The 25,523-nt window shown below is 39.3% G+C and carries 20 protein-coding genes and 1 pseudogene; 10 read left to right on the top strand and 11 right to left on the bottom strand.

Going from position 1 to position 25,523, the window contains the following annotated elements; all coding sequences use genetic code 11:
- Nucleotides 1-47: 47 nt before the first annotated feature.
- The 3 genes from B3P17_RS01785 (at nucleotide 48) to B3P17_RS01795 (ending at nucleotide 3,200) form a co-directional block, all read left to right on the top strand.
- Entirely contained in the window at nucleotides 48-1,469 is a 1,422-nt protein-coding gene (locus B3P17_RS01785) for an SUMF1/EgtB/PvdO family nonheme iron enzyme (RefSeq protein WP_252637004.1), read from the top strand.
- A gap of 5 nt (nucleotides 1,470-1,474) precedes the next feature.
- Nucleotides 1,475-2,524, top strand: coding sequence for a gliding motility protein GldN (gene gldN, locus B3P17_RS01790; RefSeq protein ID WP_252637006.1), 1,050 nt, complete (start codon nucleotides 1,475-1,477; stop codon nucleotides 2,522-2,524).
- A gap of 319 nt (nucleotides 2,525-2,843) precedes the next feature.
- A complete protein-coding gene (locus tag B3P17_RS01795; RefSeq protein ID WP_252639696.1) occupies nucleotides 2,844-3,200 on the top strand; it encodes a hypothetical protein in 357 nt (118 codons plus the stop codon).
- A gap of 31 nt (nucleotides 3,201-3,231) precedes the next feature.
- Here the strand turns inward: B3P17_RS01795 and B3P17_RS01800 are convergent, their stop codons facing one another.
- From B3P17_RS01800 to serC, 5 genes are all read right to left on the bottom strand, one after another.
- A complete protein-coding gene (locus B3P17_RS01800) occupies nucleotides 3,232-4,302 on the bottom strand; it encodes a hypothetical protein (protein ID WP_291102946.1) in 1,071 nt (356 codons plus the stop codon).
- 15 nt (nucleotides 4,303-4,317) lie between these two features.
- The gene (locus B3P17_RS01805) at nucleotides 4,318-5,214 is read right to left on the bottom strand and encodes a DUF4835 family protein (protein WP_252639691.1); all 897 of its coding nucleotides are present in this window, start codon (nucleotides 5,212-5,214) and stop codon (nucleotides 4,318-4,320) included.
- Between the two features lies 1 nt (nucleotide 5,215).
- Nucleotides 5,216-7,198: an OmpA family protein gene (locus tag B3P17_RS01810; RefSeq protein WP_252639688.1), complete on the bottom strand. Its 1,983-nt coding sequence runs from the start codon at nucleotides 7,196-7,198 to the stop codon at nucleotides 5,216-5,218.
- Nucleotides 7,199-7,556: 358 nt separating this feature from the next.
- Nucleotides 7,557-8,480: an NAD(P)-dependent oxidoreductase gene (locus B3P17_RS01815; RefSeq protein ID WP_252638658.1), complete on the bottom strand. Its 924-nt coding sequence runs from the start codon at nucleotides 8,478-8,480 to the stop codon at nucleotides 7,557-7,559.
- Entirely contained in the window at nucleotides 8,480-9,553 is a 1,074-nt protein-coding gene (gene serC / locus B3P17_RS01820; protein ID WP_291102954.1) for a 3-phosphoserine/phosphohydroxythreonine transaminase, read from the bottom strand. Before serC ends, B3P17_RS01815 begins: the two co-directional genes overlap by 1 nt.
- Before the next feature lie 278 nt (nucleotides 9,554-9,831).
- Here serC and B3P17_RS01825 point away from each other — a divergent pair, with 278 nt between their 5' ends.
- From B3P17_RS01825 to B3P17_RS01835, 3 genes are all read left to right on the top strand, one after another.
- A complete protein-coding gene (locus tag B3P17_RS01825) occupies nucleotides 9,832-11,076 on the top strand; it encodes a DUF1015 domain-containing protein (RefSeq protein WP_252638654.1) in 1,245 nt (414 codons plus the stop codon).
- A 138-nt stretch (nucleotides 11,077-11,214) separates the two neighbouring features.
- On the top strand, nucleotides 11,215-12,378 hold the full coding sequence (gene pncB / locus B3P17_RS01830; RefSeq protein WP_252638653.1) for a nicotinate phosphoribosyltransferase: 1,164 nt from the start codon (nucleotides 11,215-11,217) through the stop codon (nucleotides 12,376-12,378).
- Between the two features lie 14 nt (nucleotides 12,379-12,392).
- Nucleotides 12,393-13,454 (top strand): NADH:flavin oxidoreductase/NADH oxidase, encoded by a 1,062-nt coding sequence (locus tag B3P17_RS01835; protein WP_252638652.1) that lies wholly within the window; start codon nucleotides 12,393-12,395, stop codon nucleotides 13,452-13,454.
- Nucleotides 13,455-13,519: 65 nt separating this feature from the next.
- On the opposite strand, the gene B3P17_RS01840 is transcribed toward B3P17_RS01835, so the two are convergent.
- Genes B3P17_RS01840 through rfbB form a run of 6 tightly spaced genes read right to left on the bottom strand, consistent with a single transcriptional unit; the run spans nucleotide 13,520 to nucleotide 19,551 of the window.
- Nucleotides 13,520-14,161, bottom strand: a complete 642-nt coding sequence (locus B3P17_RS01840; protein WP_252638651.1) for a DUF6891 domain-containing protein — start codon at nucleotides 14,159-14,161, stop codon at nucleotides 13,520-13,522.
- A 36-nt stretch (nucleotides 14,162-14,197) separates the two neighbouring features.
- Entirely contained in the window at nucleotides 14,198-15,286 is a 1,089-nt protein-coding gene (locus tag B3P17_RS01845; protein ID WP_291102967.1) for a hypothetical protein, read from the bottom strand.
- Between the two features lie 25 nt (nucleotides 15,287-15,311).
- Nucleotides 15,312-16,616, bottom strand: a complete 1,305-nt coding sequence (gene murA, locus B3P17_RS01850; RefSeq protein ID WP_252638649.1) for a UDP-N-acetylglucosamine 1-carboxyvinyltransferase — start codon at nucleotides 16,614-16,616, stop codon at nucleotides 15,312-15,314.
- Nucleotides 16,617-16,637: 21 nt separating this feature from the next.
- Entirely contained in the window at nucleotides 16,638-17,645 is a 1,008-nt protein-coding gene (gene murB, locus B3P17_RS01855) for a UDP-N-acetylmuramate dehydrogenase (RefSeq protein ID WP_252638647.1), read from the bottom strand.
- Between the two features lie 33 nt (nucleotides 17,646-17,678).
- Nucleotides 17,679-18,392 carry a DUF2157 domain-containing protein gene (locus tag B3P17_RS01860; RefSeq protein WP_252638646.1) on the bottom strand — a complete coding sequence of 238 codons (714 nt, stop codon included), beginning with the start codon at nucleotides 18,390-18,392 and terminating at the stop codon, nucleotides 17,679-17,681.
- 22 nt (nucleotides 18,393-18,414) lie between these two features.
- Entirely contained in the window at nucleotides 18,415-19,551 is a 1,137-nt protein-coding gene (gene rfbB, locus B3P17_RS01865) for a dTDP-glucose 4,6-dehydratase (protein WP_252638644.1), read from the bottom strand.
- A 204-nt stretch (nucleotides 19,552-19,755) separates the two neighbouring features.
- Here rfbB and B3P17_RS01870 point away from each other — a divergent pair, with 204 nt between their 5' ends.
- The 4 genes and pseudogenes from B3P17_RS01870 to B3P17_RS01885 all read left to right on the top strand — a co-directional run bounded on the left by B3P17_RS01870 (nucleotide 19,756) and on the right by B3P17_RS01885 (nucleotide 25,428).
- On the top strand, nucleotides 19,756-21,090 hold the full coding sequence (locus B3P17_RS01870) for an NADP-specific glutamate dehydrogenase (RefSeq protein WP_135104861.1): 1,335 nt from the start codon (nucleotides 19,756-19,758) through the stop codon (nucleotides 21,088-21,090).
- 121 nt (nucleotides 21,091-21,211) lie between these two features.
- Nucleotides 21,212-21,811, top strand: coding sequence for a nitroreductase family protein (locus B3P17_RS01875; RefSeq protein WP_252638643.1), 600 nt, complete (start codon nucleotides 21,212-21,214; stop codon nucleotides 21,809-21,811).
- 50 nt (nucleotides 21,812-21,861) lie between these two features.
- Nucleotides 21,862-22,214, top strand: a pseudogene (locus tag B3P17_RS01880) (translation initiation factor).
- Nucleotides 22,192-25,428: a UvrD-helicase domain-containing protein gene (locus B3P17_RS01885; RefSeq protein ID WP_252638642.1), complete on the top strand. Its 3,237-nt coding sequence runs from the start codon at nucleotides 22,192-22,194 to the stop codon at nucleotides 25,426-25,428. Before B3P17_RS01880 ends, B3P17_RS01885 begins: the two are co-directional and overlap by 23 nt.
- Nucleotides 25,429-25,523: the final 95 nt, after the last annotated feature.

A 25,523-nucleotide genomic window follows, 5' to 3' on the forward strand; every position in this document is an offset into this window, starting at 1 on the left:
AGAATAAATAAAAAAGTTGACTGACAGAATCAGATCATAAAAGAAATATGAAACATTTGTTTTTTGCAATTATAACTTCACTCATCCTGTTTACTTCTTGTGGTAAATCGGTAGGATCAAGCATCGGCGGTGAAGTCGTTGGCGAAAAGGGATCGTCGTGGGCCGAACCTACACCTTACGGTATGGTATTGGTATCGAGAGGTTCTATAGAAATGGGACCGGTCGAGAACGATTCCCTATGGGATATAAAAGCTAATCCGAAAGGAGTTTCGGTAGATAATTTTTGGATGGACGAGACAGAAGTCACCAATTCCAAATATCGCCAATTTGTCTATTGGGTACGCGATTCAATTATTCGTGAACGCCTGGCCGACCCTGCCTACGGAGGAAACGAAGCATTCAAAATCACAGAAGACAGATACGGTGACCCGGTAAAACCATACCTCGATTGGAGGAGACCGATACCTAAACGCCCTTTGGAAGAAGAGGAGTTGGCAATAAACAGCGTGACTTTTATACACCCCATAACAGGAGTTAGAGGATTAGACCCTCGTCAGATGAATTTCAAATATGAATGGTTCGATTATACCGAAGCAGCAAAACGTAGAAACCGTTTGATACCTCAGGAACGAACCCTCAATACAGATATTGCAATAGACGTCAATCAAGTAGTGATGATATCAAAAGATACTGCTTATATCAATGAAGAAGGACGTCCTGTAAACCAAACAATCGTTCGCCCTCTAAGCTCATTATTCGATTTTGTACATACCAAGATTGTAAACGTTTATCCCGATACTACTGTTTGGGTAAACGATTTCAACAATGCTTACAATGAGCCATATATGCGCATGTATTTTTCTCACTCGGGGTATAACGATTATCCGGTTGTAGGTGTAACTTGGGAACAGGCTACTGCTTTCTGTGAATGGAGAACCATGTTCTACAAAATGGGACAACCAAAAAATGGACGTCCGATCGAAAACTTCCGATTGCCCACAGAAGGAGAATGGGAGTTTGCCGCACGTAATGGTAAGACCGAAAATAAATATCCGTGGGATAAAGAAGGTACAATGGATGAGAAGGCTTGCTTTATGGCAAACTTCAAACCCGGAGAAGGAAACTATACGAAAGACGGAAACCTTATCCCTGCCCGTGTAGCCTCTTATGTACCAAATCGTTTTGGTATATATGATTTGGCCGGTAACGTTTCCGAATGGACTTCTACCGCTTATACCGAATCGGGTACAGCAATGATGAATGATATGAATCCTCAATACAAATACGATGCTGCCAAAGAAGACCCATACGCTATAAAGAAAAAGGTAGTAAAAGGGGGATCGTGGAAAGATATAGGGCGCAACATCAGAGGAGACATGCGTGAAGGCGAGTTCCAAAACCAACCACGCTCGTATATTGGATTTAGATGTGTAAGAACTCAGGTAGGATTTGCAAAATCTAAGAAGTAAAGAAAATGAATAAGATAAGTAAAATATTAGCTGTCGTTATTTGCGGATTGAGCTTTATCTCTGTGTTGTATGCACAAGAACAGCCCGAATCGCTTCGAGACAGAATAGCCAAAAGGCAACAGCAACAACAAGGTAATACACAGCAAAACAACGGACCAAAAGTACCTCAATTGTCTGTGCGCGCAGAGATGATGAACGACACACAGACACAAGATTTATCGAATGCTACGTGGATCAGAGAGGTATATCGATTCTTAGACCTTACAAAGGGAAAGAATGCTGCTCTATATTATCCGGTACAGCCTATTGGCAATCAGATGAACTTCTATACAATGATCTTTAAACTGATGGGCGATGGGAACCTTGTTGCTTATGATTGGAATAATGGCACTGACCTTTTTGTGGATAATCTGAAAATCAATTTTGGAGACGTACTCCAACGGCTCGAAATACCTTATCAAAAAAACGGTAATGCCTATTCTTATGATGAATTCAGCATTCCCAGCAACGAAGCTTTGGGATATTATATAAAAGAAGCTTGGTACTTCGACCAATCTAACTCTGTGCTAGGTGTGAAAACAGTAGCTATTTGCCCGGTACTGTTTCGTCAGCAATACGTTGATGGTATAGACTTCGGAACATCTACAGATCAAGGCTTAAGAGAACCTCAATTTTGGATACCATACGAAAATATACGCCCGTATGCAGCCCGTATGCCCATTATGGCTTCGGATAAGAACAACGTAATGAACAAAACCATTGACGACTATTTCCGTATGCGCTTGTATGAAGGAGAGATATACAAGACTACCAATATGGAGAATAAGTTCCTCAACCAGATATATACGACTCCAGAGACATTAAAAGAGGCTCAAAACAAAATAGAGGGCGAATTGAAGGAGTTTGACAAAGAATTATGGATAGTGAACGACTCGATCAATCAAATTCAAACAGGCAATACAAAAAGCACAAAGAAGAGCAATTATAAAGCACCGAAAACAAAGAAAGCTAAAAGTACCTCTGCTATCTCATATTCAGCCAGAGACAGACGATAAATAAATAAACTGATATATCTTAAGGGAGAGGTTGTTTCGCAAAAGCAACCTCTTTTTTATTTAGGTTTGGCATATTCACATATCAAAAAGAGCACTTATAGGTTTTATATATATCACATTGAACATTAATATAACATTTTTGTGTTAAAATATTTTACTTTTCAATAAATACATTTTATCTTTGCATAGAGTTTTAGGTTATTACTATACAAGATAATTAAACAGAGAGTACCATGATAAATAACAGGTACTCTCTGTCTTTTTTTGTCTTATAGGTTTAGGTTATTAAAGTAAAGATTGTTTATTTAAAAAATTGGTTATGAAAAGGTTATTAATTTTAGTTGTAGCTGTGCTTGGATTAGGAGCCAGCTCTTACGCGCAAAACGATTATGATGTTCTTTGGGTATTGAACAACAAATCAACATTCGAAAGTGTTGCAGAATATGTGAATGCAACTTCCAATCAGAAAGAATACATGAGAGCTATCTTCTATGATTCTACTGAAAAACTAAAAAGCGCGTTGATTGACAATGATAAAGAAGCAGCAGAAAAAGCGCTATTCTTTAACTTGGCTAACGTAAGATCAGTTTTGTCTGAAAAACAGTATAGAAAGTATTTGACAATATTAAATACTACTATCAACGATCAGCAAGGCAAGTACATGGCTAGCAAATGAGAAAAACAAGATTGAAGATAGAGGATGTTTCTTAAATAGAGACATCCTTTTTTATTTTATCCTTCTTCATCTTATCAATCATCCAAATCAGTAGCAAATAGATTGGCATAACAACAGGATATAGCAAAAAGATAAGGAATACATACCCATGCCTTCCCGAAGCATATTCTCCTATCACCATATCTATTAAAGAATATGACCACACATATAAACACAAATAAAGAATAGGTGCTAAAATGCCTCCAACTATTACGACAGGGGAAAAACGTTTTGTTGGCTTCCTGATCCGATATCTTAGAGTAAGATAAACATGTACAACACCGAGTACTAGAATAAAAGCAAGTACTAACCAGTGTCCAATTGCTACAAAAACATTAGCAAACCATCCTAATTCGGGTGTGTACGTTATAACAAATTCGTCTGACGGTATCTCCGAAAAATACAAGTGTGTTACAGCATCGGTAAGACTCGTTTTTTCAGCAGGCAAATTCGTTTCGAATGTGCCGTCCAGCCCTGTTATATCTATCTCAATATCCAGTCCTCCGAATGTACGCCAAAAACGAGCCGGCGCAAGATTGTACCTCAACGTAAACTCTCTAACAGGATTACCGACATACACATTCGCACGCACTGTATACTCCACCCTGATAGCATGCTCACCCTCAGAGAGACCGACTTCAAAATATTTCAGTCCGATCAAATTCGGAACATTCTCCTGCGAGTATAAGAGATGATTATCCAAAGAATCTATCCACGAAAGAGCCGCCTTGTTTTCATACGAAGAAGGTACTTTTGAGACCTCAGCTTCTTTATCATCTACCCACACACGAAAGCCATCGTCTTGCGAAACATCCGTCATCGTGTCAAAAATGAGGGGAATCTGCTTCCCTGCCCTATCTGATTTAATTGTATAGATCACCGTATACTTAGCTGTATAAAAATCGATAATGCGGACATGTAAAGACTCATGCAGAATATCTATATCCTTGCTCGAATAAGCCTCACTCATCGGATTGCCTCCGATCCACGGAGACGCCATATTCGCCGAAGCGGATACGTAAGCAATTATAAAAGAGAATAGCAGGAGATATTTTTTTAGCATAGTTTTGTAAAACATTTATTTAAGGTTATTTATAAGATAACCTTTCGTAGGAAATATCTGATTGAGTTGCTTTTTTACAGCTTGCTTTTCTTCGGCTGTAGCCTGAGAACAGATGCGTACTATTTCATCCAGTTTGGTTTCTCCGATAATTAATAACAATGGAGAAGAAGGACGTGAATCATACAATTTCTGCAAGTCTGCCATTGCTTCTATAATACGTATTCTTCCACGTGAAGCGTTGGCTGCCATTTCGTCCAACCCATTGCGATGATAATTGTACCAGAAAGAATGAAAGGCTTTAGAGCTCTCATCGGTAAGAGCCACAGCAAGATCATACCTGTTATCATTCTTGCCGGAGAAAGGCTCCCACCCTTTTGTATTCAACGACTGAGCCATATTCGCTATTTCCATCGCCCTCGCAAAATACGGAGCACCTCCATTTAAGGAAAAGGAATCGAAATCGAGCCCTATCACAACATAAGCATAAAAGGATATTACTGCCACCAAATTATTAGAAAGTGTAATATTGCTCAAGTCGAGAGATTCCCCCGGTGTATAATTAAACTCAAACTTAGTATCTCTATAGTTGATTAGAGTAGTTATATATGTCGAATTATATACAGGACGGCGTGAAGTAACCTGCATTTCTGCAACAAAACTATTATCCGAAGTCATTTCACTTATCGAAATATTCACAGAGCAATCAATACGCTCATTTCTGTTGAACGAGGTATTTGTCCATGTCTGATCATTCAACAACTGATTGAGTGAGCTCTCCATTGCCGAAAACAAGTTTTGGTTTGCCGCAGGAACCTTACTGCTGTTTATGGTTAACTTGGCATTCAACTCCTGTGCCTCTATGTCAGCAAAAGAGATTATTGCAGATATTATAAATAAAGTCAGTCTTAACATACTATTCGAGATTATATGTAATACTCAATACCTTAAACTCTGTCCGGCGGTTTACCTGATCAGCCATCTCCTGTTGCTCTGGGGTGAGCCCTTCAATAAACTCCTCATTCAGTATATCACCTTCTTTCAGAAAGTCATACTTCTTTACAATAGCTTTTGTTACTGTCTTAGGTTCACTTTTTCCTTTACCCACAGCCGTCAAACGATCCTTAGATATTCCTCCCGCTATCAGGTAATTGACCACAGACTCAGCTCTTCGTTGCGAGAGTTTAATATTATATTCGTCCGACCCTTTTCTGTCAGCATGAGCCGAAAGTTCGATTGTCACATTCGGATTGGTATTAAGCAAGTCGATCAAACCATCCAATTCCTTTTTAGACTCGGGGAGCAAGGTCGCTTTATCAAACTCATAGAATATATTTTCCAATACCACCGGCTTATTGATCGGAGTAAGGATGAAATCTAACAGGTAGGTTGAATCCTTCTCTACCGCTAGAGTTTTGAGAGACATACGTGTATTCAGATGATCTTTGGCACTTGCCAGAAATACATAGTCTACCCCTTGCTTTACGTCCATTTTGTAAGTCCCGTCATTCTTTCCGGGAAACCTCATATTCGTTCCGTCACGCCCTACCACACGTATAGTGGCATTGGTTACAAACTCATCGTCTGTATCCACAATATACCCTTCGGCTACGGTGGTTATTATCGGGTATGCAAAAGAATATATATGATCAAATCCTTTTCCGTCGCCACGATTGGAGCTAAAGAACCCACTTTCTTTGTTTCCTTCGAACGTTATACCAAAATCATCTGCCTGAGAGTTTATAGGGAACTTCATATTCTCTACCTTCCAGCCTTTAGACTTTTTATCGTATTCAGCCTTATATATATCCAGACCACCCATCCCTACGTGTCCGTCTGAAGAAAAATAGAGCGTTGAGTCGTTTCGCATATACGGAAACATTTCGTCTCCTGCCGTATTGATATCCGGCCCCAAGTTTTCAACAAATTCGACCAAGTCGCCAACCATGCTTGCCCTCCAGATATCTTTTCCGCCATAGCCTCCGGGCATGTCGGACACAAAATAAATATAGTCACCCAAGGGTGTTATTGCCGGATGGGCATAGACACTGGTTGTATCACGTCTGTTTATTTCTATCTTCGTACCTTTTCCCCATGACCCCGACGAACGGTATGAGACATATATAGATGGAAAGGAAGTATTTACCGAATCGAGTTTTGTTTGTGTAAAATACATTGCCGAGCCTGTAGCCGAAAATGAAGTTGTACCCTCGTCTGATGAAGTATTTATCGGTGAATCCAAATGCTCGGGTTTCATCCAGTTTCCACTTTCATCTTTGCGAGACATGAATATATCATTGAGCTTAGATCCTGTTATATTACTTATTGTATCTCCTATAACACCTTCTCGGTTAGATGTAAAGTATAACTGATCGTAATCGGGAGGAAGCAACATCGGACTAAACTCACCCCGATTGGAATTAAACAAATCCATCCTCTTCACTGTATATAATGTCGGATTAGCTTTCCACTCCGGAGCTACCTTTGTACTTTCCAGCCCGTTAAGAGCAAATTTATTATCAGGGAAAAGCTTTAAGAAATCAGCGTAGTAACGAGCAGCTTGCTTATAATCTCCCACCTTCTGCAACGATCTGGCATATTGCAGATTCAGAGTGCTGTCGTTCACCTTATATCTAACAGCATTAGCATACGCCGCATTCGCTCGCAGTGGATTGTTTATCAGCCTGTAACTTTCTGCCATACGCAAAGCGACTTCTCCTCTCAACTCTCTCTTCTTTACAGGAATGCTGCGGTATATCTTGCGATACATATCTGCCGCAACAAAATATTCACCTTGTGCAAACTTACGGTCTGCATCTTCCAGTTTTACCTGTTTACAAGAATATGCAGACAATAAAAAAATAAGGATACTAAATATGTAAGATATAGATCTTTTCAAGCTTTTTTCAGGTTATTACAATAAGTTGTTACAGTTTACAAATATAACTCATTTCTGCTTAGAATATTGCTTCCTCAAACTGGAAACATGACAGGCTAATTATAAAGTCTTTATTTCTTTTTCGAAATGCTTTACGTACCCGATTAAGAAAATACTATTTCTCAAAAAGTAACAAAAGTAACAGTATTTTACTGCTTTTTATATGTCACTTTCTTTCTTAGTTTTTCCTCTCATTAGGAAATACTATTCGCCCTATTATAAGATAAAATCAATAAAAACAAATATATCTAAACAATAAGAAAGGGATACTCTATGCGAGTACCCCTTTCAAAAAAAGTATAGTTAGATAGGTGTTATCTTACTTTCCATTTACTCTGAAACGTTCATTACCGTTCTTAATGAAGTCTACTATTTGATTGGCTGCAGCAATACCGGCATTGATATTTGCCTCTTCGGTTTGCGCACCCGATTTTTTAGGTGTAGAGAAATATCTTCCTGCAAATTTTTCTGTCATTTCAGCATGATTGCCGGGAAGTACATCTGTTACATATTTGAAATCTTTACGTTCTTCCATTACTTTCACTATCGAAGCTTCATCTACTACTTCTTTACGAGCAGTATTAAGCAGCAATGCATTTTTAGGCATTTTGCTAATCAATGCATAGTTAATAGAATTAGCAGTTTCGTCTGTAGCAGGCATATGCAAAGATACGTACTGGCATGTAGTGTATAATTCCTCAGCAGAACCAACAGCTTTTACGCCTTCTTTTTCGATAGCTTCTTTAGACAAGAACGGATCGAAAGCATAAACTTCCATACCAAAGCCTTTGGCTATACGAGCAACATTGCGTCCTACATTTCCATAAGCATGGATTCCCAGTTTTTTACCTAGAAGCTCTGTTCCCGACGTACCTTTAAAGAAATTGCGGATGGCATACACAGCAAGGCCAAACACCAACTCTGCAACAGCGTTCGCATTCTGACCCGGAGTATTCATCACACATATATTGTTTGCTGTAGCAGCTTCCAAATCAATATTATCATAACCGGCTCCTGCACGTACAACAATCTTTAGATTCTTAGCAGCATCTAACACTTCCTTATCGAAGATATCGCTACGAATAATTGCAGCATCAACATCAGCTACCGCATCTAACAATTGTTTCTTCTCTGTGTACTTTTCGAGCAAAACCAATTCAAATCCGGCTTTCTCTACAACTTCTCTGATTCCAGTTACAGCCTCAGCAGCAAAAGGTTTGTCTGTAGCAATAAGTACTTTCATTATTTAGCTATTTTCTTTTCAAATTCTTTCATTGCATCCACCAATGCCTGAACACCTTCGATAGGCATAGCATTGTAAATAGATGCACGGAAACCACCAACAGAGCGGTGTCCTTTTAATTCACACAATCCACGTTCTTTCGCAAATTCTAAGAATGCAGCTTCATTTCCTTCATATTCGGAAGTCATCACAAAATATACATTCATCAACGAACGGTCTTCAACCTGACATGTACCTTTAAACACGGAGCTGCGATCGATTTCGTCATATAGCAATGCAGCCTTTTCTTTGTTGCGTTTATACATTGCATCAAGACCTCCATTCGCTTTCAGCCATCTCAATGTTTGCATTGCAGCATATACAGGAATAACAGGAGGTGTATTGAACATCGAACCGTTTTCGATATGTGTACGATAATCCAACATTGTTGGGATAGGGCGATTTACCTTTCCTAATATTTCATCTTTTACGATAACGAAAGTCACTCCCGATGGAGCCAGATTTTTCTGAGCACCACCATATATCAAAGCATATTTTGATATATCTACCGGACGAGAGAAAATGTCTGACGACATATCTGCAACTAACGGCACCGGAGAATCGAGATCGGTATGTATCTCTGTTCCGAAAATCGTATTATTGGTAGTGATGTGAAAATAATCCGCATCGGTAGGAATTGTATAATCTTTTGGGATATAAGTATAGTTTGCAGCCTTAGATGATGCCACTTCAACTACTTCACCAAACAGTTTAGCTTCTTTCTGAGCTTTACTTGCCCACGTCCCCGTATTCAAATATGCCGCTTTTCTTTCTAGTAAATTAAAAGGTACCATGCAAAATTGCAAACTTGCACCTCCTCCAAGGAAAAGCACCGAGTAGCCCGATGGAATTTCTAATAATTCCTTAAACAGTTCAACTGTTTCGTCCATTACAGCCTGAAAATCCTTGCTCCTGTGGCTTACCTCCATTAAAGAAAAAGAAGAACCATTAAAATCCAGAATAGCTTTTGCTGTCTCCTCCATTGTCTGTTGGAGAAGGATTGATGGCCCTGCACTAAAATTATATTTCTTCATTTTATATATTAAATTAGGGAATTAAGAACTCTTCAATATTAATTTTTGGACTTCAAAATTACTAATTATATATGAAATACTGTGATTAAGAATGACTTTTATTGATTTTAATTTCAAGAATCTAGCAAAATGCTTTTTGTATCAGGGGTATTTGGATTTTTTACATATTATGATACTTTTAGCTATTGTTTTTATATATTTGCATATAGCAAAAAGTAAGATAAGATTGCATTGCCTTAATTGATTTTTAACCTTATAATCCATTCAATTTAAACAGCATGGCCCTAATAAAACCGTTTAAAGGAATAAGACCACCCAAAAGTATTGTTGAGCAAATTGCCTCACGCCCCTACGACGTTTTAAGCTCTCTGGAAGCTCGGCTCGAAGCAGAAGGCAACGAAAAATCTCTTTACCGTATCATAAAGCCGGAGATAGATTTTGAGGAAACAATAGATGAACATCATCCCGATGTATACCAACGTGCAGTACAGAATTTCAATAAGTTTCAGGAAAAAGGTTGGCTGGAGCAAGACCCGGAAGAATACTACTACGTATATGCACAAACCATGAATGGAAAAACCCAGTACGGGTTGGTAGTATGTTCGCATATAGATGATTACATGAATGGAAAGATAAAAAAACACGAACTCACACGCAGAGATAAAGAAGAAGACCGCATGAAGCATGTACGTGTGAATAATGCGAATATAGAACCAGTATTTTTTGCCTACCCTGACAATAAAGACTTGGATAAGATAATAACAAACACAATATCTACTCCGGCCGAATATGACTTTGAAGCAACAGACGGTGTAGGGCATCATTTCTGGGTAATAAAAGATCAAGAGGACATACAACAAATAACGGATATATTTGCAACTATACCTTACCTGTATATCGCCGACGGACACCATCGCTCAGCAGCGGCAGCACTTGTAGGAGCAGAAAAAGCGAGGTTGAACTCTCATCATAGAGGAGACGAAGAGTACAACTACTTTATGGCTGTTTGCTTTCCCGACAACCAACTCAATATAATAGACTACAACCGTTTGGTAAAAGACCTGAATGGATTGAGTGTTTCCGAATTTCTCAAAAAACTGGAAGCACATTTTATTGTAGAAGAAAAGGGTTCTGACATTGAAAAGCCTACCGCTTTACACAATTTCTCCATCTATCTTGACAGCAAATGCTATAGCCTGACTGCAAAAGAAGATACTTACGACGACAACGACCCTATAGGCGTCTTGGATGTGACTATCTCTTCGAAGTATATATTGGACGAAATTCTAGGCATAAAGGATTTGCGTTCCGATCAGCGTATCGATTTCGTAGGAGGAATTAGAGGATTGGACGAACTGAAAAAACGTGTAGATAGCGGTGAGATGAAGCTGGCACTGGCCTTATACCCTGTCACGATGAAGCAACTGATGAACATTGCCGACACGGGCAACATCATGCCACCAAAAACAACATGGTTTGAACCAAAACTACGGTCAGGACTTGTCATCCACAAGCTGGAATAACATATCTTTTCTTTAAAACCGAAATAAGAAAAACTAAAAATAAGCCGATGTTGCAGAACTCTACAACATCGGCGTTCTTTATTTGTTATATAAAAAGGTATATTTGTCAATTATACAATTTAACACCACCACAGAATTATGATAATAAAACATTTTACAGACAACGATCTGTATAAATTTTCCGTCATGTTAGCTATCCAAAAGCTATATCCGTGGGCATACGTCAGATATGCTTTTACGAACCGAGGAAAGACTCAATTTCCTGAAGGATTCGCCGAACGGATGAAAGAAGAAGTAGCATCTATGGCTAACTTGCAATTAACCGCCGAAGAGAAAAAATTTATAAAAGCCAAATGCTATTTCTTCGACCCTGTATTTGTAGACTTTCTTGAAGGATTCAGATATAAACCAGAGGAAGTGACCATTACTCAAGAAGGAGGAGACCTCAGCGTGGTAATAGAGGGCTATTGGTACAGAACTGTACTTTGGGAAGTACCGCTGCTGGCAATTATCTCCGAGCTTTATTTCCAGATGACAGGGGCGACCCCTCAGAATGTAGAAGAAAATGCAATCATAAAAGCAAAAGCCCTAAAAGAAATGGAGGCCGATTATTCTGAATTTGGTACTCGCAGACGTTTTTCTTTCGACGTAGAAGATAAAGTTATCGGAGCACTTCAGGCCTATTCGGGAAAGTACTTTAAAGGGACAAGCAATGTATACTTTGCGATGAAACACAATACGATTCCGATTGGTACAATGCCGCACGAATGGTTTATGTTTCATGGCGCAATATTCGGTTATCGGTCGGCAAATATCAAGGGCTTGGAAGCATGGGTTGAGGTCTACGACGGCAGTCTGGGCATTGCATTGACAGATACATACACTACCGATTCTTTTTTCAACTCGTTCAGCCTCAAACAGGCTAAACTATTTGACGGAGTACGCCACGATAGCGGAGACCCTCTTGTTTTTGCAGACAAGGCGATCTCTTTTTATCAACAAAACCGCATAGATGCTACTTCCAAAACATTAGTATTCAGCGATTCGCTAAACCTAGAAACAGTTAAGGAAATAAAAGATCATGTTGCCGGACGTATACACGACACGTATGGTATCGGTACATTCTTTTCGAACGATGTAGGATCTAAAGCGTTGAATATCGTTATTAAACTAACGGATGTAAAATTACATAAGAAGGATGCGAACTTCATGAAAGCCGTAAAACTTTCGGATGTAGCTGGAAAGCATACCGGAGATCCGAGAGAAATAGATTTAAGCATAAAAACATTAGGACTGGAATAATAAACAAATAATATATGTCTAAGCTATTTAGTAATTTATCGATACGTAATCTTACTCTCAAAAATAGGATTATCATGTCTCCCATGTGTCAATATTCGGCGCATGACGGTTTCGCTACCGATTGGCACTTTGTCCATTATACCAGTAGAGCTGTAGGCGGTGTAGCAGCCGTTATACAGGAAGCAACCGCCGTTTGTCCCGAAGGTCGAATTTCGTATGGAGATTTGGGTATATGGAAAGACGAGCATATATCAAAACTCAAGGAAATAGTAGCAGCAATCGAAGAAAACAGCTCTATACCGGGAATACAATTAGCTCATGCCGGGCGTAAAGCAAGCTGCGAATTGGGATGGAAAGGTGGAGAGCAAATAAAAGAAGGTGAAAATAGTTGGCAGACTGTAGCACCCTCCCCTATCTCTTTTTATGAGACAGATAATACTCCGGCAGAATTAACAGAGATTGAGATCGAAAAAATCATATATGATTTCGCGCTCGCTGCGCAACGTTCGATAACAGCGGGTTATAAGATAATAGAGATACATGCGGCTCACGGATACCTTATCCATCAATTTTTATCTCCTCTTACCAACCAAAGAAATGATCAGTATGGTGGTACATTCGAGAATAGAATTCGATTGTTAATTAAAATAGTGGACGCTGTACGGTTATTATTGGATGAAGATCACTCGTTATGGGTAAGAATATCAGCTACCGACTGGGTAGACAATGGTTGGAATCCGGAAGAGTCTACACAATTAGCATCGTTATTGAAAGATAAAGGTGTAGATGTTATCGATGTATCATCCGGAGGTAATCTACCGCACGTAAGAATACCTGTAGGGAAAAATTATCAAGTACCTTTTGCCAAAGAAATAAAAAGCCGAACAGGAATGCTTACAGGAGCTGTAGGGCTTATTACTGAAGCGAATCAGGCAGAGGAGATTTTACAAAAGGAGGAGGCCGATCTTATTTTTATCGGGAGAGAATTATTAAGAGACCCTTATTTTGCGCTTCATGCGGCAAAATCGTTGGGAGATGATCTAAAATGGCCTCTTCAATATGAAAGAGCAAAGTAAAAGTATAGAATTAAACGGCTGTAATGGAAAGGATGACAACCCCTTTTCATTACAGCCGCTTCTCTTTATTCTTCCATCAAATCGAGGACTCTATCATATCCCCATTTTTCGGCAACTTCATCATCGGATGTGAATCTATTTTGCCATTTAAAGTCAACAACCTCGATACGCTTCGATGCCGAGCCATCCCATTCCACAGTAAAGCCCTGGTTCTTGAGTTGGGCCACAATTTTGTTACCTATCAATATAGCTTCCTTGTCATTCTTTTCTTTTTCTCCATAGAAGCCGATACTAAGCACCCCCGTTTGTATTACACGTTCCAAATCCTGCCCGTGATAATAACAATATCCAATAGGTTTTACCCCATTATCTTCCAGGTCTTGCCATACATCCTGCACATCATATATAGCTTCGGATTGTGTATATCCGGCATTGTGCAATGCTACAATTTTCTCTTTACAAAGATTATCGAAAACGGTATGCAGCTTATCCGTATCAGTAGGGCGTTGCCATGTTTTACTTTCAGATTCATTTTTCGCATACTCCTTGCCAAAAATATCCCGAATCCACTCTTCAGAGATTTCGCTTTCCCAGCCTTCATCTTCTACAGCTTCAATAGCCTCTGTAATAATATCTTCTAAAGATTCAAATCCTGATTTTATACTAATAAGGAAATGATCATAGAGATACTTTTCATTTTCTGTCATAGTGTAAAAATTGATACCGTACTCTAAAACGTTTTTTTAATTAAATTGTGAAATATCTATTTTATAAATTGATTTATCTTTTGCAAGATATATAAAATTCTCATTCGCAAAAATCAATCTTGTGAGATTTACTATATTCGCAACTAATGCTGAATTGGAGTTATAAACAGAAATTTTATTATCATTCACCTCAAACCGCAAATCTTTATACCAATACTCTATTAAACTATCTTTACTATTTTTCTTAGGATTAGCTGTTATTGTTCTTTTTTCCATTATAGCCCCATCCGTTGCTGATAGTTTTACAAGCTCTGTTTCATTATTATACATGATTATATCACCCTCTATATTGATATCACCATAATCTAATTTTTTAGTTCCTCTTACTAATTCAGCAATCAAAGCGGGTATAAGACCTCCTCCCGAGCTGATGCTATAGCTTATAACTTCTCTCTTAAAACTGTTGTCTGACGTTTTTATATCGTAATCCCATCCTTTGCCTGTATATATATTTACGGCATGAAGTCCCCCTGATATGATTAATAGAGTTGAATCATTTATCTGTCTATAATAAGGTATTCCTGCATCTCTTTTGCTAATATTCTTTTTCCATATTTCTTTTCCTGTCATTGCGTCTACTCCTTTAAGGAAATATGAATCCACACCTACTATTGTTGGAGACTTACTATCAACAAAAATAGTATAGAAACCAAATGAATTGAGGCTCCTTCCCTTATTCCACAACCTTTTACCATTATGAAGAGAATAGCACTCTGTTGAAGCCATAATGGTACTATTCATCTTAGACAGTATTAACGCATTATTATTATAAGACAGAAATGGTTCCCCTTGCGATTTGATTTCTAAGTGAGTACGAGAAGATGATAAGTCACACACAAGAACTTTGGATCTCAAAAGAATAATTTCTTTTTGAGATCGAGGTGCCAACGTCATTGAATATATCTCATCATTAAACTTATAAGTCTGAGCCACTATCGGCTGATCCGAAGGCAAACTCTTTCCAACAGTTATGTTTCCCAAAAAGAGAAATTCATTCTTCTCTTGGGCTTGTAGAGCTGAGGGAACAAAGCAAAAGAGAAAAATATATAAAAGTTTATTTATCATAAAGTTAACAATGAATGAACATATTCTAGTCCAGCCTCATAATATTAGCGCCGAGCTGATTAAGACGCACGTCGATATTCTGATATCCACGGTCTATCTGCTCTATATTGTGTATGGTACTTTTTCCATCGGCACACATAGCGGCAATAAGCAAAGCTATACCGGCACGTATATCCGGCGAAGTCATCGTTGTGGAACGCATAGGACGTTTTCCTGTACCGATTACTGTTGCACGGTGCGGATCGCATAATATGATCTGTGCTCCCATATCGATAAGTTTATCCACAAAGAACAAACGGCTCTCAAACATTTTCTGATGTATTAAGACACTCCCCTTAGCCTGAGTAGCCACAACAAGAAGCACACTGATTAGGTCGGGAGTCAACCCCGGCCATGGAGCATCGGCAATAGTAAGAATCGACCCGTCGATAAATGTATCTATAGTATATTCTTTCTGTGCAGGAATATATATATCATCTCCTCTGCGTTCCAACTGAATACCCAAACGGCTGAATGTGTCGGGGATGATCCCCAAATCATCGTAGGCTACATCTTTTATTGTAACTTCCGACCCTGTAATAGCTGCCATACCGATAAAACTACCGATCTCGATCATATCAGGCAATATACGATGTTTTGCAGCACCCAAAGAAGTTACTCCTTCGATACGCAATAGGTTAGACCCCTGCCCGTCTATCTTGGCTCCCATCTTGGTAAGCAAACGGCAAAGTTGTTGTATATATGGTTCGCAAGCGGCATTATAGATTGTAGTTTCGCCTTCGGCTAATACCGCAGCCATAACAATATTAGCTGTACCGGTAACAGAAGCCTCATCAAGAAGCATATATGTACCTTTCAGCTTTTCGGCTGATATATTATATATCTGTTCTGCGTCGTTGTAATTAAATTCAGCACCTAGTTTTTGTATCCCGACAAAGTGAGTATCGAGACGACGACGACCAATTTTGTCTCCTCCCGGCTTAGGGAGAATAGCCCTGCCAAAACGAGCTACAAGAGGACCTATGATCATTACCGAGCCACGCAGAGAGGCACTTCTCTTCAAGAACTCCGGTGTTTGCAGATAGTCTATATTTACATTTTCGGCCTTGAATGACCAGGTATCTTCTGCCAACCTTTTGGTTTCGACACCCATGTCGCTCAATAGACGTATCAGGTTGTTTACATCCAGAATATCCGGAATATTTTCTATAATAACTTCCTCTGCGGTAAGTAATGTCGCACAAATAACCTGTAATGCTTCATTCTTTGCTCCTTGTGGAATAATTTCTCCACTCAAGCGACAACCTCCCTCTATTATAAATGATGCCATGTTTTTAGCTAATATAATTTTTTAATAAATTCTAACTTCGGGTTCAAGCTCGATACCAAATTTATCGTTCACTGCCCCCTGCACTTCTTTCATAAAACTGACGATGTTGTTTCCATCGGTTGTGCCATAATTGACTATAATAAGCGGCTGATTGGGATATGTACCTACGTCGCCTATTCTTTTTCCTTTATATCCTGCTTTATCGATAAGAAATGCAGCTGATGTTTTTACCAACCCATCTTTATATGGAAAAACAGGCAGAGTCGGATATTCCAGTAAAATCTTATCCGCAGCCTCTTTTGTTATATACGGATTTTTAAAGAAACTTCCGGCATTTGGCAGTACCCTTTCATCCGGTAGCTTTCTTTGACGAACACGTATAACAGCATTGCGCACATCCTCAACTGTAGGCTCTTCTATCTCTTCCAGTTCTTTATTCAGATCGGCATACTTGGGGGTGTAAACGAAGGAACGTTTCAGGTGAATAACAACGGATACGATCAAATACTTATTTGTCCTTTTGAAGATACTGTCACGATATCCGAACTCACATTCAGCGTTCGAAAACGAAACAATCTTCCCTGTTTCCATATCTATTGCAACAACTTCACGTATCACATCTTTTACTTCAGCCCCATAAGCGCCTATGTTTTGTATAGGTGCTGCACCTACTGTACCGGGAATCAGCGAAAGATTTTCGAGCCCTACGAAACCACGTTCGACACAGTAAGCGACGAGTTCATCCCAGTTTTCGGAAGCATTGACTTCCAGAAACACATCATCGTCTTCGTCATCATCGTCTGATATTTCACGAAGCCCTTTGATATGGGGATAAATCACCAGTCCATCAAAGTCTTTGGTAAAAAACAGGTTGCAACCGCTACCTATTATCAGCTTTTTTTCGTCCGGGTAATCAGATAAACACTTGCGAAGCTCTTCGATTGTAGTGGGCTTGCAAAAAATCTTTGCCTGAGCTTCTGTTTTTAATGAATTGTAATCTTTTAATTGGGTTTGCCTATAATAGTCCATTTCAGGAATTATTGATTCTACATAAATCCGGTATCAACGCTTTCGCTTCAACCAGAAAATTAATATACCCAGTGCGACAAGAATTCCAAGAACAATGAGAACTGTCTGCCAATGGGTCATGATGAATTTGATGATAAAGATTAAAGCTATGACAGCAAGAATAATACCGACTATTTGCAAAACTCTGCGGATTGTCTGCTTTCTTTTTGCGGCCTTTTCCTCTTCGCTTATATCGAGGGTCTCGTCCTCTTCGCTTTTCACATCTTCAAAAGGAACGTAACCTTTTTCAACTTCTTCCGAAATAGATTCGATCTCCTCAAAGTCTATATCTTCAGTCTGAACCAAGGCTTCTTCCTCCCCCTCGTATATTTCCATCGGAATATCATCAGGATTGATATAGCTGTCTTCGGTCTCCAACTCTTCGTTTTCATCCAACGGTGATTGATTTTCTACACCAATCGGTTCAACAATCTGAGGTGTAAACTTACCGGCTTGCGCCCTTTCGGTATCAGCAAGACGGATAATTGTATCCACACGAGATGAAGCCACTTTTGTGTCAAAGTCTCCGCTCTCAACCATAGATATCAGTTCGTCTTCTATAGCCGGATACTTGATCATAAAAGACTTCAATGCATTCGCAAAATCACGAAAGCGTTGTATCTTTTCTATTTTTGCCTTCACTTCTTCCCCGTTTCCTGAGGATAGGTCAAGCACTTTATCTGCCAATATAGATTTTAGGCGCTCCATAAATAATTAATCAGAAATATATTTATCTGTTTCCGTACATTTGTTCGTAATACTTCATATAGTCGCCCGAAGTAACTTCTTCAACCCAAGTTTGATTGTCGAGATACCAATATATTGTTTTCACAATACCTTTATCGAAGGTCGTCTCAGGCAACCATCCCAATTCGTTCGATATTTTGGTAGGGTCGATAGCATAACGTTGATCATGCCCCTGACGGTCTTTCACAAAAGAGATGAGATTGTCGTTGATCCAACTTATATCGATACTTCCATCAGCAGCCACGTCTTTTTTCTTCAATACGTCACGATACTTAGGCTCCTTCTCCATAATATCGTGTATAGTTTTTATTACCAGTTTAACGATCTCTATATTTTTTCGTTCGTTATGTCCTCCTATATTGTACACTTCGCCTACACGTCCTTTGTGCAGAACAATATCGATAGCCTTACAATGGTCGTCCACGTATAGCCAATCACGTACATTGCTACCATCACCATATACCGGAAGTTGTTGTCCTGCCAGAATATTGCGTATAATCAGAGGAATAAGCTTTTCAGGGAAATGGAATGGTCCGTAATTATTCGAACAACGGGTTATATTAATCGGCATCTTATAGGTTTCGCCATAAGCTTTTACGATCAGGTCGCCACCTGTTTTTGCTGCACTATAAGGAGAACGGGGATCTAAAGGAGTTTCTTCTGTAAAGTAACCTTCTTCGCCCAACGATCCGTATACTTCATCTGTAGATACCTGCAAAAACTTTACACCTTCGCGCCAAATCGGATAATTATTTTCATCTTTGCCTATAGTCCAAAATTTTCTTGCAGTATCCAATAAATTCTGAGTACCAAGAATATTCACCTGCAAAAATAATTGAGGATTCTCGATACTTCTATCAACATGACTCTCTGCCGCAAAGTTGACAACAAAGTCTATCTGATGATCCGAAAAAACTTTCTCCGTAATATTTTTATCACAGATATCTCCCTTTACGAATGTTACGCGGGAGTCTTTCAACTCCTCAGCCAGAGTTCCAAGATTTCCGGCGTATGTAAGTGCATCAAATATAACGAGTTTTGCTTCGGGATGTGTCGCCAACATGCGTTTCACAAAATTCGAGCCTATAAATCCGGCTCCGCCTGTGATCAAGTATGTCATTGTTTTATATTCTTATTTATTATTCATCACAAAAATAAGAAAAAAACAATATTAAAAACATTCGAGACGGTATTATATGAGGTAAATTTATTTATCTCAATCCTTCTATTTTGAAAAACTGTCACGTTTATGTTATATTTTTTAACAAATAGACATTTTTTTCATATATTTGTGGCATCCATAAATCAAAATCCATTTTTTATAATGAAGGTAGAATTAGTATTACAAGACTTAAAACGCAGATTTCCGAACGAACCTGAGTATCTTCAGGCTGTTCAGGAAGTATTAGAATCCATTGAGGAGATTTACAATCAACACCCTGAATTTGAGAAGGCAAACTTAATAGAAAGACTATGCATTCCTGATCGTATCTTTTCTTTCCGTGTAACGTGGGTTGACGACAAAGGCAACACACATACCAACATGGGATACCGCATACAACATTGCAATGCCATAGGCCCATACAAAGGCGGCTTACGCTTACACGCCTCTGTAAATCCGTCTATATTGAAGTTCCTTGCTTTTGAGCAAACGTTTAAAAACTCACTTACTACGCTTCCTATGGGAGGAGCAAAGGGAGGTTCAGACTTTAGTCCCAAAGGGAAATCTACCGCAGAAATCATGCGCTTCTGTCAGGCTTTTATGCTCGAACTTTGGCGCAACATTGGCCCTGACACAGACGTCCCGGCAGGAGATATAGGCGTAGGCGGTCGCGAAGTAGGTTATTTCTTCGGAATGTACCGCAAATTGGCTCGTGAATTTACAGGAACATTCACAGGTAAAGGGCTTACATTCGGAGGTTCGCTCATTCGCCCGGAGGCTACAGGTTACGGAAATGTATATTTCCTACTCGAAATGTTGAAAACAAAAAACATTGACATAAAAGGTAAAAAATGTCTTGTTTCAGGTTCAGGAAATGTAGCGCAATATACTTGCGAAAAACTGATAGAGCTGGGAGCAATACCTGTTACATTATCAGACTCTAACGGGTACATCTACGATCCGGAAGGAATAACAACCGAGAAACTGGAGTATGTAAAAGAGCTGAAAGAGCTTTACAGAGGCCGCATCAGCGAATATGCAGAAACATACGGCTGCAAATACGTTCCGAATGCACGCCCTTGGGGAGAAAAAGGCGATATCGCATTACCATCTGCAACACAGAATGAAATAAACGGAGAGGATGCAAAAAAACTCGTAGCAAATGGTGTTATCGCAATATCGGAAGGAGCTAATATGCCATCTACACCTGAGGCTATAGAAGTATTCCAACAAGCGAAACTACTCTATGCACCGGGAAAAGCCGCCAATGCCGGAGGAGTTTCTGTTTCGGGATTGGAAATGACACAAAACTCGGAGCGCATAAGCTGGTCTGCTGAGGAAGTTGATAAGAAGCTGAAATGGATTATGCAGAATATTCACGAAAATTGCGTGAAATACGGTACAGAAAAAGACGGATATGTAAACTATGTAAAAGGTGCTAACATAGCCGGATTTATGAAAGTTGCTAAAGCCGTAATGGCTCAAGGCATTGTCTAAAGCCGTTTAATAAATAAAAGAGGCTGAGTAAAAGTAATTACTCAGCCTTTTCTTTTCGCTGAAATCCATAAAAATTAATTTATATCTTTGCAATACTTCAACAATAAAACATCTGCCAAACATGAATAAAAAGTATATACTTTTCGGTCTTATAACTATTTGTAGTATCACTTTTATGAGTTGTTCTCAAAAAAAGGAAAAGCAAATAACAAAAAAGGAGGCCGCCTTATCTGCAATCTATAACAGAAAAAGTGTACGCAGTTTTATCAAAGACAGACCTGTTTCGGATGAAGATGTTCAGTCACTAATAAAGGCCGGCATGTCTGCACCTTCGGGAAAAGACACCCGTCCGTGGGAATTTGTGATTATAAATGACAGGGCTATATTGGATAAAATGGCAGAAGAACTGCCTACAGCCAAAATGCTATCTCAAGCGCCAATGGCAATTGTTGTTTGTGGAGATACTATACGTTCTTCGTACTGGTATCTCGATTGTTCGGCTGCAACAGAAAATATTCTTCTAGCTGCCGAAGCGATGGATCTGGGGGGCGTGTGGACTGCCGCTTACCCCTATCGGGACAGAATGGCAACAGTGATAAAGCATACGAATATGCCCGCACAAGTTTTACCTTTGGTTGTAATACCAATAGGCTACCCGATGGGAAACCATTCGGTAAAAGATAAGTATGACGAAAAGAAAATACACATGAATAAGTGGTAGTTTTATATATCTACCTGAAATAATCCGTATTTTTGTAATGAACAAATACCATCGATATGAATGATTGGAAAGACCGTCTGAATGTTGTGTATTCCACAAATCCGGACTTCAAATATGATACAGACAAGGAAGAGGAACAAGACACCCTCCCGAAAGAGAAACAGCAATTACGCATTCAGCTGGATAAGCGCAACCGCAAAGGAAAAGCGGTGACTCTAATCACTGGGTTTGTAGGGACAAACGAAGATCTGGAAGAGTTGGGTAAATTCTTAAAGGTAAAATGTGGTGTTGGCGGATCGGCAAAAGACCACGAGATAATTGTNNAATTGTACAGGGAGATCTCCGTAACAAGGTATTAGAACTACTCCAAAAAGAAGGGTATGTCAAATCACGCATCATTTGATGATGAAATAAGCTTATACGTATATAAAGCCTCTGCCGGCTCGGGAAAAACACACCGCCTGACAGAGAAGTATCTTAATTTGCTTTTCTCGTCCCCCTTTGCATACAGGCATATACTCGCTGTAACCTTTACTAATAAGGCTACAGACGAGATGAAAAGCCGTATAATAGAAGAGTTGGCAAATATCGCCACAGGGAAGGAATCGGATCATATAAGTTTTCTCTCGAAAGAATATAAATACAACGAAGAACAGGTAAGAAAAGAGGCTCGGGATATACTGGTGCGTATCCTGCACGATTATTCGTCTTTTTCGGTAAGCACTATTGACAAGTTCTTCCAACAAACAATGCGGGCTTTTACCCGTGAAATAGGCTTAGGTGGCGGATACAATGTAGAACTGGATACAAACAAGGTACTCGGTGAAGCTATCGACTCCATGCTGTACGATCTGGAACAGACAGACAATAAATTATTGTTGGATTGGTTGATTCGTTTCTCTGAAGAAAAAGTAGAAAACGGAGAAACCTGGAATATCCGCAACGATATACAATCCCTATCGTCCGAAATATTTAAAGAAAGCTACAAAGCATACAGCAATCAGGTGCAAACAGACATCAGAGATAAGCAGCTGATGACCGACTACAAAGATATGCTGTTTACCATTATCAGGGATTTTGAGAAAGCATCGCAGCAGATCGGAGAAAAAGCCTTGAATATAATGTCACGCTTCGAGCTCAAAGGTGAAGATTTTAAAGGAGGAACCCGCTCTCCGTTTCTTAACTTCTTGAAATGGGCTAACGGAACGATTGCCGAACCAACGGATACGTTCCGCACGTTAGCCGATAACCTTAGTGGATGGTACACCAAAACGACAGGTTCAGTAACACGAGATAAAATAGAAAGTGTATATCCCGAACTAAACATCTGTGTGTGCGACATTATAAACCACTATGACAACTCACTAATCTATCAGACAGCATACGAGATAAACCGCTACTTCTTCACATTAGGGATACTGGGAGACGTAGATAAAAAAATTCGGGAATATAGTACCGAGAATAATATCATGTTGATTTCGGATACGACCGAACTGCTAAACCGTATCATAGAGGGTAATGAATCTCCGTTTATATACGAAAAAGTTGGTCAACGAATCAACAATTACATGATCGACGAGTTTCAAGACACATCGGGCATGCAGTGGCAAAATTTCCTTCCTCTGGTAAAAGATAGCCTCGGTAGCGGAAACAAAAACTACATAGTAGGCGATGTAAAACAAAGTATTTATCGTTGGAGAAACTCAGACTGGAAACTTCTGGATGAACAACTCGATATCGATTTCCGAACCGAAGGCATAGAACATGATACGCTGGATACTAACTGGCGCAGCTCCCGCAATGTTATTTCTTTCAACAATGCAGTATTTTCTATTGGTTCGGCGTTGCTGCAAGATACATTTAACAAATCATTGCAAGATCTTGATAATGCAAGGCTCAAGCCATTCCTCACACGGATAACAAAAGCTTACGACGAACTGTATCAGGAGATACCCGAAAGCCATAAAAACAACGAAGGGCGAGTAAGAGTAGAGTTTATTGATACTGACGAGCATATATGGCAGAATTATGTATTGGAGCAATTACCTATCGAGATAGAACAGTTGCAGGAAAGAGGTTACAACCTCAAAGATATTGCCATACTGGTACGTACAAAGAAAGAGGGAGCAGATGTAGCAAATTGCTTGTTGGAATATAAAAAGCTACACCCGGGTTCAAAATATCGTTATGATATTATATCCGATGAAGCGCTGTTTGTAAGCAACTCAAAGAGCATCAAACTTATAATTGCGCTATTAAAGCATTTGCACAATCCTTTGGATAAATCGTTAAAGGCCTTGGCTGTTTTCGAATATTTCAAATACAGCAAGCAAATGAATGCCGAAGAGGCGCTGCTCAAATACTTCTCGGCAAAAGATGATCTGCCTCAACAGATAGAGGACAGGCTGAGCCATATACGAGAACTGCCATTGTATGAAATGACAGAAGAGATCTTCAATCTGTTTCGTGAAGCAATGGAAAACGATGAGCAAGTATATATACAGTCGTTTCTGGACATGGTGCTCGACTTCACGGTTCGCAGCTCTTCCGATCTGGATGCATTCCTGAGGTGGTGGGACGAGACAGGTACAAATAAAACTATTTTCACCCCGGATGGTCAAGATGCGATACGGATTATGACAATACACAAGTCGAAAGGGCTGGGCTTTAATGTTGTACTGATTCCCTTCTGCAACTGGGAGATAGATCATAAACTAACAACGATACTATGGTGTCACCCACAGACAGAACCGTTCAACAGGCTACACCTCGTTCCTGTAAAATATTCACAAAAGCTAAAAAACACCATTTTTGCTTACGAATATTTTGATGAGCGGCTTCATGCATTTATCGACAATATCAATGTATTATACGTGGCTTTCACTCGTGCAAAAAACGAACTGATAGCTTATGCTCCCAAGCCGAAAAAAGAAGAAGTGAATAATATATCGTCTTTGGTATGGGCTACAATCAACAGCGGCTCTGTAGGTGATGGCAAGCAAGCTTACACAGACTTGTCTCAATACATAGATGAAGAAACGGCGACTTTTGAAATAGGTGAAAATTATATACCAATCAAAAAAGTTACACACAGATCGGTAGAAGAAATCAGTGTAGATAGCTTATCAAGTATTCCTTATGACAAAAGAGTAAAACTATTGTTGAAAAACAAGTACTTTTTCACAGACACGGGACAGCGAGACTATGGTACTCTGATGCACGAAATAGTGAGTAAGGTAAAAACAATTGACGACGTACAGAAAGCTGTAGAAGAATATCACATTGCGGGAGAAGTGACTGCTACTGATAAGAGCAAGATAATAGGACTACTAGAAGAATACCTTTCCAATCCTCTGGTCGCACCGTGGTATAGCGGTGAATACAAGGTATTGAACGAGATACAAATATTACAGCCCAAAGGCAAGTTTGTTCGTCCCGACCGTGTGATGATAAAGGGCAAGGAGGTTATTGTAATTGATTATAAATTCGGCGAAAAGGAAGACAAAAAATATATCCGTCAGGTGAAATATTATGCCGATCAGATCCGTAAAATGGGCTACACCGACGTTAAAGGATATATTTGTTACATCAGATTAGGTAAAATTGTAGAAATATAATTTCTGAAGAATCCTTTACAAGAGCGGACTTCAGGAAGCATTGACGTTCCAATTAACTAATTATTTAACTATTTTACTATTTTTAATACAGTGTA

Origin of the sequence: Dysgonomonas sp. UBA7630 (genome assembly GCF_002483985.1) — a bacterium.
GTDB lineage: Bacteria > Bacteroidota > Bacteroidia > Bacteroidales > Dysgonomonadaceae > Dysgonomonas.